The 12597-nt window shown below is 56.0% G+C and carries 13 protein-coding genes, 1 tRNA gene and 5 pseudogenes; 14 read left to right on the forward strand and 5 right to left on the reverse strand.

The features are described 5' to 3' along the window. Both BLU63_RS22685 and BLU63_RS22690 read left to right on the forward strand, forming a co-directional pair. A complete protein-coding gene (locus tag BLU63_RS22685; protein WP_083376287.1) occupies window positions 1-1236 on the forward strand; it encodes a c-type cytochrome in 1236 nt (411 codons plus the stop codon). Between the two features lies 1 nt (window position 1237). Next, window positions 1238-2209 (forward strand): XdhC family protein, encoded by a 972-nt coding sequence (locus BLU63_RS22690; RefSeq protein WP_083376288.1) that lies wholly within the window; start codon window positions 1238-1240, stop codon window positions 2207-2209. Window positions 2210-2329: 120 nt separating this feature from the next. Here the strand turns inward: BLU63_RS22690 and BLU63_RS22695 are convergent, their stop codons facing one another. Then, complete coding sequence (locus tag BLU63_RS22695) at window positions 2330-3613, reverse strand: NAD(P)/FAD-dependent oxidoreductase (protein WP_010455992.1); 1284 nt, start codon at window positions 3611-3613, stop codon at window positions 2330-2332. 183 nt (window positions 3614-3796) lie between these two features. Here BLU63_RS22695 and BLU63_RS22700 point away from each other — a divergent pair. Beyond that, window positions 3797-3873, forward strand: a tRNA-Val gene (locus tag BLU63_RS22700). Window positions 3874-3971: 98 nt separating this feature from the next. On the opposite strand, the gene BLU63_RS22705 is transcribed toward BLU63_RS22700, so the two are convergent. Beyond that, the gene (locus tag BLU63_RS22705) at window positions 3972-4181 is read right to left on the reverse strand and encodes a hypothetical protein (protein ID WP_083376289.1); all 210 of its coding nucleotides are present in this window, start codon (window positions 4179-4181) and stop codon (window positions 3972-3974) included. Between BLU63_RS22705 and BLU63_RS33385 the strand changes: the two are divergent. From BLU63_RS33385 to BLU63_RS22720, 4 genes and pseudogenes are all read left to right on the forward strand, one after another. Further along, a pseudogene (locus BLU63_RS33385) lies at window positions 4113-4418 on the forward strand (tyrosine-type recombinase/integrase); the annotation flags it as partial. The gene BLU63_RS22705 and the pseudogene BLU63_RS33385 overlap by 69 nt on opposite strands. Before the next feature lie 59 nt (window positions 4419-4477). Further along, window positions 4478-4948: a hypothetical protein gene (locus tag BLU63_RS22715; RefSeq protein WP_083376290.1), complete on the forward strand. Its 471-nt coding sequence runs from the start codon at window positions 4478-4480 to the stop codon at window positions 4946-4948. 160 nt (window positions 4949-5108) lie between these two features. Beyond that, complete coding sequence (locus tag BLU63_RS32840) at window positions 5109-5258, forward strand: hypothetical protein (protein ID WP_156877437.1); 150 nt, start codon at window positions 5109-5111, stop codon at window positions 5256-5258. 3 nt (window positions 5259-5261) lie between these two features. Continuing rightward, window positions 5262-5495 carry a hypothetical protein gene (locus BLU63_RS22720; RefSeq protein ID WP_231990905.1) on the forward strand — a complete coding sequence of 78 codons (234 nt, stop codon included), beginning with the start codon at window positions 5262-5264 and terminating at the stop codon, window positions 5493-5495. Window positions 5496-5678: 183 nt separating this feature from the next. On the opposite strand, the gene BLU63_RS22725 is transcribed toward BLU63_RS22720, so the two are convergent. Next, a complete protein-coding gene (locus BLU63_RS22725) occupies window positions 5679-6128 on the reverse strand; it encodes a hypothetical protein (RefSeq protein WP_083376291.1) in 450 nt (149 codons plus the stop codon). 311 nt (window positions 6129-6439) lie between these two features. On the opposite strand from BLU63_RS22725, the gene BLU63_RS22730 reads away from it, so the two are divergent. The 6 genes and pseudogenes from BLU63_RS22730 to BLU63_RS22755 all read left to right on the forward strand — a co-directional run bounded on the left by BLU63_RS22730 (window position 6440) and on the right by BLU63_RS22755 (window position 10248). After that, window positions 6440-6769 carry an MFS transporter gene (locus BLU63_RS22730; RefSeq protein ID WP_083376292.1) on the forward strand — a complete coding sequence of 110 codons (330 nt, stop codon included), beginning with the start codon at window positions 6440-6442 and terminating at the stop codon, window positions 6767-6769. Continuing rightward, window positions 6766-7120: pseudogene (locus tag BLU63_RS22735) on the forward strand (hypothetical protein). Before BLU63_RS22730 ends, BLU63_RS22735 begins: the two are co-directional and overlap by 4 nt. Window positions 7121-7317: 197 nt before the next feature. Then, window positions 7318-7557, forward strand: a complete 240-nt coding sequence (locus BLU63_RS22740) for a hypothetical protein (protein WP_144443411.1) — start codon at window positions 7318-7320, stop codon at window positions 7555-7557. Between the two features lie 75 nt (window positions 7558-7632). Continuing rightward, window positions 7633-8058 carry a cell wall hydrolase gene (locus BLU63_RS22745; protein WP_083376294.1) on the forward strand — a complete coding sequence of 142 codons (426 nt, stop codon included), beginning with the start codon at window positions 7633-7635 and terminating at the stop codon, window positions 8056-8058. After that, window positions 8055-8560 (forward strand): annotated as a pseudogene (locus BLU63_RS22750) (lysis protein). The gene BLU63_RS22745 and the pseudogene BLU63_RS22750 overlap by 4 nt, the downstream one beginning before the upstream one ends. A gap of 239 nt (window positions 8561-8799) precedes the next feature. Beyond that, complete coding sequence (locus BLU63_RS22755) at window positions 8800-10248, forward strand: O-antigen ligase family protein (protein ID WP_083376295.1); 1449 nt, start codon at window positions 8800-8802, stop codon at window positions 10246-10248. On the opposite strand, the gene BLU63_RS22760 is transcribed toward BLU63_RS22755, so the two are convergent. Together BLU63_RS22760 and BLU63_RS22765 are read right to left on the reverse strand one after the other, a co-directional pair. Next, window positions 10245-10619 carry a hypothetical protein gene (locus BLU63_RS22760; RefSeq protein ID WP_083376296.1) on the reverse strand — a complete coding sequence of 125 codons (375 nt, stop codon included), beginning with the start codon at window positions 10617-10619 and terminating at the stop codon, window positions 10245-10247. The genes BLU63_RS22755 and BLU63_RS22760 overlap by 4 nt on opposite strands. A gap of 81 nt (window positions 10620-10700) precedes the next feature. Beyond that, window positions 10701-10909: pseudogene (locus BLU63_RS22765) on the reverse strand (hypothetical protein). A 373-nt stretch (window positions 10910-11282) separates the two neighbouring features. On the opposite strand from BLU63_RS22765, the pseudogene BLU63_RS22770 reads away from it, so the two are divergent. Further along, window positions 11283-12536: pseudogene (locus tag BLU63_RS22770) on the forward strand (IS3 family transposase). Window positions 12537-12597: the final 61 nt, after the last annotated feature.

Genomic DNA, 12597 nt, shown 5'->3' on the forward strand with positions numbered 1-12597 from the left:
ATGAAGCATTTACTGTCCCGTCTGGCGTTGGCGGTGAGTCTGGCTGCGTCTGTGTTGCTGGCTCATGCGGATGATCAAGTCGTTCGTGGTGCCTATCTCGCCCGCGCCGCCGATTGCATGGCCTGCCACACCGCGCCGGGTGGCGCGCCGTATGCCGGTGGGCTGCCGATCGTCTCGCCGTTCGGCACGATCTACGGCACCAATATCACCCCGAGCAAAGAGCACGGCATCGGTTTGTACAACGATGACGAATTCTTCGCCGCGCTCACCGAGGGCAAGCGTCGCGACGGCGCGAACCTGTACCCGGCGATGCCGTACACCTCCTATCACTTGATGCCGCGCGCAGATTCCGATGCGATTCACGCGTACCTGAAAACCGTCGAGCCGATCGAACGGGCAGCGCCGGTCACGAGCCTGAGCTTTCCGTTCAACGTGCGCCTGGGCTTGACGGGCTGGAACATGCTCTACGGCAAGGACGTGAAGCTGGAACCGGCCGACGGCAAAAGCGAAGCCTGGAAGCGCGGCCAGTACATGGTCGATGTGCTCGGTCACTGCGGCGAATGCCACACCCCGCGCGGCTTGCCGGGCGCGATGCAGCAGGACAAACGCATGACCGGCGGAGTGCTCAACGGCTATCTGGCGCCTAGCCTGCTGGCCAACGACCTGGCCGCTCGCGGCTGGAATCATCAGGACCTGAGCACGTTCCTCAAACACGGCATGAGCGCCCAGGGCACGATGTTCAACGAGATGTTCCCGGTGTTTCACAACAGCACCCAAGGCCTCAATGAACCGGACCTGGCAGCGATGGCGACCTTCCTGCTCGGCGATCAACCGCCGACCGCGAAGGTTCTGACCGACGTGCCGCTGGACAAGCTCGGTGCCAGCGCCCAGCGCGGTCGTCAGGATTACCTGAACGTCTGCGCCGGTTGCCACGCGGTCGGCGGCGAGGGCAAGCCGCACATCGCCGTGGCCATGCGCGGCAACACCACGCTGCGCCTGGAAGATCCGCGCAACCTGGTGCGGGTGATCGACGACGGCATTGGTGAGCAGAAATTCACCGGGTTCGAACACATGCAACCGATGCCGGGGTTCGCGGAGAAGCTCAGTCACGAGCAACTCACCGATCTGCTCAACTACCTGCGTCAAGGGTGGGGTGGTCAGACAGGTGATCTGGCCGTGAGCGACGTGCAGACGTTGCGCGCCGATGCACCGCCACTCGAGCACAAGGCGCACTGACATGCAGCATCTCGATCTGCAAGTCGTGCGTCGGGCGCTGGAATGGTCGATGGCCGGCCAGCGCATCTGGCTGTGCACGGTGCTCGCCACCTATGGCTCGGCGCCGCGCGCGCCGGGCTCGTTGCTGGCGGTGAACACCGACGGACAATGGATCGGCTCGCTGTCCGGCGGCTGCGTCGAGGAAGACTTTCTCGAACGCGTCGCCGAGGGCGCGTTTGTTGATGCGGTCAGCGTGGTCCGTTATGGCGAAGGCGACGATCCGCATTCTCGTGTGAGTTTGCCCTGCGGTGGTGTGCTCGATGTACTGGTGGAGAAGCTCGAATCCAGGTGCGAGGTTCAGGCTCATTTGCGGGAACTGGAGTCAGCGTTGCTCGGCCAGCGGCGGCTGATCCGCGAGATCGATCTGGCCAGCGGTGCACGCAGCCTATTCACTGATCGTGAGCAGGGCGTGCGCATCGAACGGGAGATTGATCGGGTGCGCGTGCGGATCGGCGCGGCTCAGCGTTTGCTGTTGGCGGGGTATTCCAGCGTCGCCCAGGCGTGCGCGGAGTTTGCGGTTGGCCTCGGGTTCGAGGTGATTCTCTGTGATCCGCGCGACGAGGTGCTGGAAGGTGTCGTGCTGGAAAACGTTGAGATTCGTCGTCAATTGCCGTCCGTGTTCATTGCTGATGGCGGCTGCCACAGCGACACCGCGGTGGTGGCCTTGACTCACGATCCGCGCATTGACGATTTGGCGATGATGGAAGCCGTGCGCACCGAGGCGTTTTACATCGGTGTGATGGGCTCCCTGCAGACCTCGCAGAAGCGCTTCGAGCGGTTGCGCAGGATTGGTGGGTTGGGAGACGCAGCACTGGCGCGGATTCATGCGCCCATCGGCCTGAATCTGGGCAGTAAAACCCCTGCGGAAATTGCCCTCGCCGTACTCGCCGACATCCTGCGAATCCGCAGCGGCATCGCACGGGATCGACTTTAAACACCATTCCCCTTGTGGGAGCGAGCCTGCTCGCGAAGAGGCCGGCACATCCAACATCCATGTTGACTGTTTCGCCGCCTTCGCGAGCAGGCTCGCTCCTACAAAGGATTTCAGTCGTTCTTAGTACCCGAACTTGTCCCGCAGCCCGTAATACCAAGCACCCAGCGCGGCAAACGGTGTGCGCAGCAATTGCCCGCCGGGGAACGGGTAGTGCGGCAGATCGGCAAACGCGTCGAAACGCTCAGCCTGGCCACGCAGCGCTTCGGCCAGCACCTTGCCCGCCAGGTGCGTGTACGTGACGCCGTGGCCGCTGCAGCCCTGGGAATAGTAGATGTTGTCGCCGATCCGCCCGACCTGGGGAAGGCGCGAGAGGGTCAGCAGGAAATTGCCGGTCCAGGCGTAATCAATCTTCACGTCCTTGAGTTGCGGGAACGCCTTGAGCATCTTCGGCCGGATGATCGCTTCGATGTTCGCCGGATCCCGCGCGCCATAGACAACACCACCCCCGAAGACCAGGCGCTTGTCGCCGGTCAGGCGGTAGTAATCGAGCAGGTAATTGCAGTCCTCGACGCAGTAATCCTGCGGCAGCAGACGCTTGGCCAATTCATCGCCCAAAGGCTCGGTGGTGATGACCTGAGTGCCGCAAGGCATCGACTTGGCCGCGAGTTCCGGCACCAGATTGCCGAGATAGGCATTGCCGGCCACGATAATGAACTTGGCCCTGACCTTGCCCTGCGGCGTATGCACCACCGGATTTGCGCCGCGCTCAATGCGGACCGCTGGCGACTGCTCATAAATAGTACCGCCCAGCGACTCGACCGCCGCCGCTTCGCCCAATGCCAGGTTGAGTGGGTGAATGTGCCCGCCGCTCATGTCGAGCATGCCGCCGACGTATTGCTCGCAGGCCACCACCTCACGTATGCGCTTTTGATCCAGCAACTCAAGCTGCGTATGACCAAAACGTTCCCACAGGCGTTTCTGCGATTCCAGATGGCCCATCTGCTTGGCAGTGATGGCAGCGAACACGCCACCGTCCTTCAAGTCGCACTGGATATTATATTTGGCGACCCGCTCACGAATGATCCGCCCGCCTTCAAACGCCATTTGCCCCAGCAACTGAGCCTGCTTGGGACCGACGCTGCGTTCGATCACATCAATGTCACGGCTATAACTGTTAACGATCTGCCCACCGTTACGGCCCGACGCACCAAAACCCACCTTGGCGGCTTCCAGCACCGTGACCTTGAAACCGTTCTCCAGCAAAAACAGGGCTGAGGACAGACCGGTGTAACCGGCACCGATCACACAGACATCAGTCTCTACGTCATCCTGCAAGGCCGGGCGCGGCGGAACCGCATTGGCCGACGCGGCGTAATAGGATTCGGGGTAGGGGGTGTTCGCCATCCGGCTGCCTCTGTTTAATATATTTTACGAGTGCCTCGATCCTACCCGAGTTAAAAATCGACCGCCAGCCACCGGAAAATCTTCTTAACCGCCGCTAAATTAAATATTTTGCATATTCATAGGGTTAGCTCGAAAAAAGGTGTTGACACCCCTCCGGAATTCCGTAGAATGCCGCCTCACAGCAGGCACGTAGCTCAGTTGGTTAGAGCACCACCTTGACATGGTGGGGGTCGTTGGTTCGAGTCCAATCGCGCCTACCAAACAAAATCCGCTCTGCTGGGCGGTCTAGAGGGGTCACCGGAAACGGTGACCCCTTTTTGCTTTCTGCGATTTGCAAAACTTTTGCAAAACTCCCACCTCAGAACGCCAACTCGGCGCTCACCTCCAAGTACTCGATCTTCTTTTCGTCGTGCCCCTCCTGATAGTGCTTCGTCATCTTCTCGTCCGCATGGCCCAGTAGCGCCTGGATGTATTCCGTCGGGAATTTCTGCTGCTCGTAAAGCCATTGAGTGAAGGCCAGGCCAGTGCCGTGTTCACCCGGCTGGGCAAAGGTGAGTGGACCAGTCACGACCTTCGCAAGGTGGCGCGTACCGGCTGGGCAGACATCGGCATTGACTATCTGATCAGTGAACTACTGATCAACCATTCCATGGGCCACAACGTGAAGGTGTACGTCCAATCAGACGTGATGAGTCGCAAGCGCGATGCCCTGGAGAAGTGGCATGCGCATTTAGATCAGTGTGGTTTTGACCTGATTCACGGATTGCCCGGCAGTAGATTGGGATATTCCGGTAATGCCCCATAAGCCACGGAACATAAGGCCTGCGAGGCACTTCAAGAATCAACCATAGGCGAGGTTTAAAAATGGGAATTCAAGCTGATTTAGCCGACCTGGCCGACCTGAAGCGCCTGGCCGACGCGATCCATGGCAAAGGCACGACAGTCGAGATGCTCAATCGCTGGGCGCAATTTGAGGCGGCCTGCAAACCAGAACTGATCGTGGCCCTGATCGCCGAGAAGGAGCGATACGACGAAGGTATGCGCGCAATTGCATGCCAGTTAGGTGCTGGAGGCTACAACGCTACAGAACTTACGGCAGACCAGCTGCTGGCAAAGGTCTGCGATGGGCTGAATGCATTTACCGACACTTCCGGCTGCCTGCTGGATCAGGTTCGATCTGAGCGCGACCAACTCAAGTCAGTGGTTGATTCGCTCTCGGAAGCTGTCCGTGGTGCGATCAAATATGTTGCCTTTGCATTTGATCAGGGCATGGAAGGGGCTGAGCCTGCCGGATTGGCCATGGAAGATTCTGTGGCAATGGCTGGTCAGCTATGAAGAAGCTCCACGGATCACTCCAGAAGCGCGAACTGAAGTTCATCGTCGAATGCAACATCTACCTGGGCAAGGGTATGCGGCTCGGGATCTTTCACTTCTCGAGTGCGAGCACTGCCTGGGGTCGGGATGGGTTTGCGGCCATACGCTCCAGACTCTTCCGTTGAGCTACGTTGTGCCGGTACTCAATGCGCGCTTGAAGGACGCGCTCACCGAGATCGCCAAGGCTCGCCATGTCATCGGCGGTGCCCAGGAACAACACGAACAGAACAACCGCCGCGGTGCCGGCGCTTCGAACTTCACAGGGGATTGAGTCATGGCTTTCACACCAACATTTAAAGAGCGTACCGCCGAGGATCTGCTGGAGCATTGGGGCCGCTGGGTCGTGCTGGGTTCGGGTGTATCCTGCTGCGCCTCTCGCGAGAAGACGGTCCTGTCGCCGATGATCACCGATGATGATGCACTGATGATTGACGGTCTGATGGGCCGTGCTGAAGCGCTACCCGGAATGTGGTCAGGTGCTCATGCGGTACTACACCTCTCGCGATAAGGCACTGATGGATGTAGGCAAGAAACTGGGCTTCGGTGAAGAGAAGACCAGGCAGCTTTGGAAGGCAGGAATTGCTTGGATTGATGGTGCTTTAGATATTCGTCGAGTGGCTGCTTAAAAATGTGCTAGGGAGAAGGCGCCGCAGCATAAGTCCGCTGTGCGCCATCCAAGTATTTCGGGTGGTCAGAGTGCCGAATTTGTATCAACCATTGCCTTCTTGGCTGACTGAAAATCTTCGCTAGAGAAATGAAGGAGAATGCTTCCCTCGAGCTCTACGGTTGCTGGGCCAGCAGTGATTGCCTTAGCCAAGAATGCTTTTCCTTTAACGGTTTCCGGTGACAGGATTCTTTTTCCGTTAATGCAGGCCTGAACGAACTTCACGTTCGTGCCATTCACCTTGTAAGGGCCAGCTGGCATAACGGCACTGTTTTGGCCTTCTCTACAAAACGAACCCGTCATATCCACCAGGTTCATGACGATCTGTTCTCCTTCGAACAGGCTTGCCATAGCAACTACTTGTTGGTTCTCCGCTGGATCGAGAACGTACATAGTGGATGTGAATTGTCGCCATTGGGTAGCTTGAGCGGAAAGGGACATTGCAGATGTGAGAGCGAAGATAAATAGTCTTTTCAATTAAAACTCCTTTTTTTGAACATGGCGTGTGGCTCCGTTGGCGCGGTCGTTGGCGCAGGATGCAGGCAACATGATATTACATCGCGAGGGAGTTGACAGGACCGGGGGCTAACTATAGATTTCAGGTACTTTGCGGTTTTTCCGCGAGCAAAGCCCGACTCTGAAGTTGGGCTTTTTGCTTTCTACTGTCCACAGAGCCTCGGCATTCGCCGGGGCTTTTTCGTTTTCAGCTCCACCACACCCATTGCTCCGAGCTGGGAGTGCTGCTGGAGCTGATTCAAATCAAGTCATGCAGAGTCGGAGTCGAGCGCATGGATCTACTGCATCGCCTGATCGACAAAGCTGAATGGCTTATCGCGGGCTTGATTGGAGCAATTGTTGCCAGTTGGTGGCACAAGGACGACCTTACTGATTGGCGAGCTTGGGCAATTTTCTTGGTCACTGGAGTGGCTTGTTCTCTGTACCTGACAGGCATGGTCAGTGCTTATCTCGGTGTCACAGAGCCGAGCATCGTCGCCGGCATCGGCTTTTTACTTGGCACCTTCAGCGGCTCACTTCTGGCGGCGATCAATCGCGCCATCAAAGCCGCGGACCTCTGGGCGATCATCCGTCAGCGGTTCGGCGGGGGTAATCCACCATGAACTTCGAACTAATCAACTCTATTGATTGCAAGCGGCCTGATTGCCTTATGGGCTACCTGGTGCGTGCTGAGCGGGAAGGTGAGAGACGGCATTGTCGGGAAGATCATCTATTCAACGATCGCCATCAGTGGCTTCGTTGTGATGACTCGAACCCAGAACATCTTCTTCAGCCCGACTACAGCGGGTTTGACACTGCATGTGTCGCTGGCATTGGCCGGTGTTCGCCATATCTTCATGGTTACGTGGTGGCTGACGGTTAAAGGCTGGCTCTGCCGAACCCTCAACTGCGAACACTGCATGGGTTGCGATAAAGCCCCAGCCGAGCAGGTTGATCGCCGCAAGCATAGGTGATGGCAAATGCTTAAGATCGACGCCCGTACCAATGTGGAGGAGCTTTCGAAAGCTCTTCGCACGCTTGGTAGTAAGCAGATTCCTTTCGCCTTTGCTCTGATGGCCACACGACTGGCCATGCTCGTTAAGCAGGGGGAGCTCTCAGTGATGAGGGCTCGCCTTACCTAGTGTTCCAAGCCGAGATGGAGGCGTTTCAAGTGCGTCTTGAGCTGGAGCGCATGAAGGTGGATCGAATGGCATTCGCCGGACAGGTTCCGGTCAATGTGCTGGGTGCGCATCCGGGTGACTTTATCGTTCCTGAGGCGGATGGTGATTCCATCATTGGGATCGCAGTCCCTGCTTCTGTACTTACGTTTGAGCAATACCGACGAGCCGTGGGTATCGTGCAGAACGTGCTGCCTGACGGCCGCGCAAACATCCGGGTCAAGGTTGCATAACCAGATTCCGGCTTTCACCCAGCATCGAATCGACAGGGCCGCATTGAGCGGTTTTTTTTCGCCTGGAGAAAAGCGATGTCAGTTACCGAGAAAGACCGCGATGTCCTCGCCCGCACGCTGTGGGGCGAGGCTCGTGGTGAAAGCCTGGCTGGGCAGATTGCCGTGGCCTGGACGATTCGCAACCGTGTGAACGATGGCAAGACCAAGTCGTGGTGGGGCGAGGGCTATGCCGGTGTCTGCCAGGCGCCGTATCAGTTCAGCTGCTGGAATAAGAGCGACCCGAACTATCCGTCCTTGATCGGGGCCAAAGCGATTCCGTTCCGGGAGCTTGCCCAAGCGCGGATCGCTGCTGATCAGGTGATCGATGGCAAGGTGCCAGATCCAACCGGCGGTGCCACGCACTATTACGCCATCACCATGAAGAAGGCTCCGGACTGGGCGGTGAAAGCCAAAGAAACGCGGAGGCTTGGTGGTCACGTTTTCTTCAAGGATGTGTCGTGAGTCCCGCGGCATGGAAACTGGTCGGTATCCTATTGCTGGTGCTGGCAACCGCTGGCGTCACCTGGAAGGTTCAGGACTGGCGCTACGGCAAGCAGCGCGCAGAACAGGCCGGGCTGCATCAGGACGACCTGACCGCCGTCAGCAACGCGGCCGCCGACCAGATGCGCGCCAACCAGGACAAGCGACTCGCGATCGAGCAGCGGCTGTCGGCCAGCGACGAAACCCACCACAAGGAACTGAAAGATGCACAGACCAATCAGGCTCGCCTGCGCGATCGCCTTGCCACTTCTGATTTGCGGCTGTCAGTCCTCCTTGCCGAGGATCCAGGCAGTGGCGACCCAGTGCTTGCCGGTACCGCAGCCGTCGGCGTGTTCATGGAGGCGCGCGCGTCAGACTTGACCCAGCGCATGCTCAACGAGTTATCGGAATCACCGACGAGGGCGACCAAGGACTGATTGCATTGGCGGCGTGCCAGGCCTATGTGCGTGAGCTGCAAAATTAGAGACTGTTTTCGGTCGGCAGGACGCCGTAAAAGGGCGCTGTAGAGCTCTGACAGGGAATTGCAACCTAGTGAAACATTCGATTGTGGAGTGTATTCTCCGCGAAATGCTGGCAGTATGCCTCCAAGAATTACGTCCTAACGTAGCACTTTGAGAGTGGTTTTTAGAACTGATGGAGGGCTGCTCGGCTTCTTCCTCATGGCTCTGTACCAAGTAATTTATCTATCCAGGAAGGGTTAGAATGTTTGTTGCGCAGAAGATGCACTATTTAAATGCTGGCGGTGGAATACTTGTTCCCGCTATTGGCGCAGCCATGTCTTTACCTATAGTGATGTTTTCACTCTTGGGGTATGACATTAACCCCGCATTTTTACTGGCTCCGCTAATTGGGATAGCGTTCCTAATGAGCTTCGGTCGCACCGGGCTTGCTTATATTGTTGCCGCAGTGTGCGGGCTCGCTTCTATATTGGCGGCCAATAAAATATCAGCGGATGGTGCACTGGTTAAACATATTTTCTCGTTAGTGTTAATCATGTTTTCTCCGTCTTTCTTGTTTCTCGGGAAGTACGTTTCAAAGAGTAACGATATCAGCAAGGTTTTTTACTGGTTGTCTTTATTTTCATCAATGTTTTTAATTGTTGTTGCTGCCCGTATTTTCTACCTAGAACAGGAAGTGCGAATCTACATTGGCCCTTACGGTTTGGCCGCGATGAACGCTGAATTCCTCGGCATGCCTGTTTTTGCAACATTCGGGGTGTTGAGTCTTGCGCATTTGGTGTGCTTGCAGGCGATGATCCTGTGTGGTTCGCTCATAGGCGGCAAAGCGACCAAACCCGTACTCACCTTGTTTGCGATAGCACTGTTCTGCGCCTCATTCCTAATCGTCGGCAGCGACTCGCGCAGTGCGCAGATCCTGTTGATGTGGATCGTAGGCTCCATTGTTGTGTATGCCATACGTAAAGCGAACGCTCGGCGGATGTGTGCAGTGGCATTGCTATCTATCCTGATTTCCTTCGCTATAAATCACGCAAGGGGAATGAGCAGTAATCGCATGGTCGCTTCTATTGAAGCTATCAATTCAGTACCGACTGAGTCCGTACCTGCGCCATTAGAGCAACCGATCGCTCAAGAAAAACTAATAGAGGAAAAGGAGCACTCGATCGCTCTAGAAAAACTGATACAGGAAAAGGAGCACCCGATTACTCCAGAAGAGTTGATGGAGGAAAAGTGGGAGAAACAGGCAGACCAGTTTGCAACCGGTCGCGTTGAGTTAGCTATTGCCGGCGCCAAAGAGTTTATGGCTAGTCCCCTCATTGGGAACGGGTTCTCTGGGTACGGACGATATTCTAATGAAGGGCTATCTACTGCTCTACTAGCCAACAGTTCGACTCACGTTTATTACCTTACGCTTCTATGGAAAGGTGGGCTGATCTTTTTCGTCCCGTTCGTGGTCATGATCCTGCTCAATCTGAAGGCAGCCATCATCGGCACAAAGGCTACAGAGCATTCAGCGGAGCGATTCTTTGCTTGGACTGCTGTTTTAATGGCATTCGGCCCAATGGCAATGGCTTGGGATATCCTGATCGTGCCGAGCGCTGGCGCCCTGGCATTCTTCCTGTTCGGCCTTCTGGGCGGGTTGAAAAACAGGGCAGCATCACCTGTGAATCCGTTTGCTCTGCATTCAACTTAATGTGGTGGGATTTGCGTGAAGGGATCTACGCCGGTCAGCTCACGCAGTCTTGCGTGAAGCTCGCTGATCACCTTGGCGTTGGCCATTAACTCCCAATTTGTCTTCGTCTCGATGTCCGTGACCCTTCTATTGGCATCTGACGCAGTGGCGAATGCACGGTTCAGTTCGACTCGCAGCCGATCGCGTTCCTGGGACACTTCCGCATGCATCTGCACCAGGCCGAAGATGTCTTCACGCGCTTTGCGCAATTGCAGGGTCAGTTCCTGCACCTCGTTCTCGGTGATGCGCAGGAAGTAGCGACAGGTCTCAAGCTCAGTGGGGCAGCCGAGCCAGTCGCTGGTGTCTTCGATTTCGAGGGGGTCCACGGTCATGCCTTATCGATACTGTTTGGATGTACAGTAATTGAGGCGGGGCAATTGAGCGAGGGTGCGGCGATGAACTGTAGCCTCGGGTCACTCCGGCGTCATCATGACCGCAAGCGTCATCTTGATAAATTCCTCATTCTGGTCGATCACGTCCAGGGCAGCGCGAACATTGTTGCCCGCTATTGTTGAGCCCTGACTTTCAACCAGCAAGGTGAGTTCCATGATGGCGGCCTCTAGGCTAGTTGGTTTTCGTTGATCTTGTAGAGCAGGGAAGGGAGCAGGTCTGAGTCAGGCATCGCGATTTCCTCCGTGAAACGGAGAGGGTAGCAGGAAATTTTAAAGGGGATTTACAAGCTGGCAGAACGCCAAGGACAGGGTACTACTGTAGGAATATACAACGCTAAGTTATTGATTCTTATAGGGCTATGCGGCTGTTTCTCACCTCCCTAAAAACCCCTTTTTATCGTTATTGATCAATAGCTTGCATGGGTTTCGGGGTCACCTTGACATGGTGGGGGTCGTTGGTTCGAGTCCAATCGCGCCTACCAAACAAAATCCGCTCTGCTGGGCGGTCTAGAGGGGCTCACCGAAAGGTGGGCCCTTTTTTGTTGTCTGTGTCCCGTCCTGAATAAGGTTTACACCTTCTGATCTGTTTTTCAGGAGGACGTAATGGAATCAGCAAAAAGGCGTAGTCAGCGAGACTACACGCTGACCTTTAAATTGTCGGTAGTCGATCAGGTCGAAAAAGGCGAGCTGAGCTATAAAGAGGCTCAGGAGCGCTACGGGATTCAAGGCAAAACGACCGTTCTGACGTGGTTACGCAAGCACGGTCGGCAGGATTGGAGCCCAGGCACATACATTGGCTCGCCGAGGATGGGGTCTATGCCCGACAAAAACCGACCATTAACGCCAGAACAACGCATCAAAGAGCTTGAAGAACAGTTGGCGCTGTCCAATCAGAAAGCGCAGTTTTTCGAGGCGGTCTTGGATGTCTTGAAAAATGACTACGGTCTCTCTGTCGTAAAAAAGCGTCCCGGCAAGTCCTCGCGCAAAAACGAATCCAAAACCTGAGCATCAGCAGGGCTTGCCAGTTCATGGGGATAAGCCGCCAGGCTTACTACAAACGCAATCGCGCCGATGCAGCTCGTCTGGTTCTGGATCAGAAAGTTGCCGATTTCGTTCAACAAAAGCGCCTGCGGCAGCCGCGGCTGGGCACCCGAAAGCTGTATTACTTGCTGCAATGCCAGCCTCAACTTGAGCTGCAAGTGGGGCGAGATCGGCTGTTTTCGATTCTGCGTGAACGGCGTTTATTGGTGGCTCGCAAGCGGGCGTATCACAAGACGACCAATAGTCATCATCGCTTTCACCGCCACCCGAACCTGCTCAAACCAGGTCCTGATCAGGTTGTTCCCTGCGGCCCGGAACAAGTCTGGGTGGCTGACATAACCTATTTGCCAACTCAGGAAGGTGTGGCTTATCTGAGCCTTGTGACGGATGCTTTTTCGCGAAAGATCGTGGGCTATCACGTCCATGAAAGCCTTTATGCCGAGTCGGTAGCACACGCGCTGAGCTGGGCGGTAGAGCACCGTCGGACAGAGCAGCCGTTGGTGCACCACTCAGATAGAGGTATCCAATATTGCTCGGGGATGTACCAAGCGTTGCACGCGAAATACGGCATTCGATGTTCAATGACGGATGGCTATGACTGCTACCAAAATGCCTTGGCAGAGAGGGTCAACGGGATACTGAAGACAGAGCTTATGCTTCAGCGGCCGCAGGATTTGACGCAAGCGAAGAAGATGGTGAGTGAGTCGGTATCGATCTACAACGGCGAGCGACCGCACCTGTCTTTGAAATACAAAACGCCCGATGCGGTGCATCGGGCGTTAGGGTGAAACAGGTGTAAACCTATTTCAGGACTAGACACTGGCGTTTAGCAATTCCAGCCGCTCACCTACAAACGGTATAGTTCAGTCAGCGAAAT

Source organism: Pseudomonas mandelii (genome assembly GCF_900106065.1).
Classification (GTDB): Bacteria; Pseudomonadota; Gammaproteobacteria; order Pseudomonadales; family Pseudomonadaceae; genus Aquipseudomonas; species Aquipseudomonas mandelii.

What these genes read in the sequence shown, in the direction of transcription:
- BLU63_RS22685 (WP_083376287.1), top strand. Translation starts at nt 1, where the DNA reads ATGAAGCATTTACTGTCCCGTCTGGCGTTGGCGGTGAGTCTGGCTGCG.
- BLU63_RS22690 (WP_083376288.1), top strand. Translation starts at nt 1,238, where the DNA reads ATGCAGCATCTCGATCTGCAAGTCGTGCGTCGGGCGCTGGAATGGTCG.
- BLU63_RS22695 (WP_010455992.1), bottom strand. Translation starts at nt 3,613, where the DNA reads ATGGCGAACACCCCCTACCCCGAATCCTATTACGCCGCGTCGGCCAAT.
- BLU63_RS22715 (WP_083376290.1), top strand. Translation starts at nt 4,478, where the DNA reads ATGGGAATTCAAGCTGATTTAGCCGACCTGGCCGACCTGAAGCGCCTG.
- BLU63_RS22720 (WP_231990905.1), top strand. Translation starts at nt 5,262, where the DNA reads ATGGCTTTCACACCAACATTTAAAGAGCGTACCGCCGAGGATCTGCTG.
- BLU63_RS22730 (WP_083376292.1), top strand. Translation starts at nt 6,440, where the DNA reads ATGGATCTACTGCATCGCCTGATCGACAAAGCTGAATGGCTTATCGCG.
- BLU63_RS22745 (WP_083376294.1), top strand. Translation starts at nt 7,633, where the DNA reads ATGTCAGTTACCGAGAAAGACCGCGATGTCCTCGCCCGCACGCTGTGG.
- BLU63_RS22755 (WP_083376295.1), top strand. Translation starts at nt 8,800, where the DNA reads ATGTTTGTTGCGCAGAAGATGCACTATTTAAATGCTGGCGGTGGAATA.
- BLU63_RS22760 (WP_083376296.1), bottom strand. Translation starts at nt 10,619, where the DNA reads ATGACCGTGGACCCCCTCGAAATCGAAGACACCAGCGACTGGCTCGGC.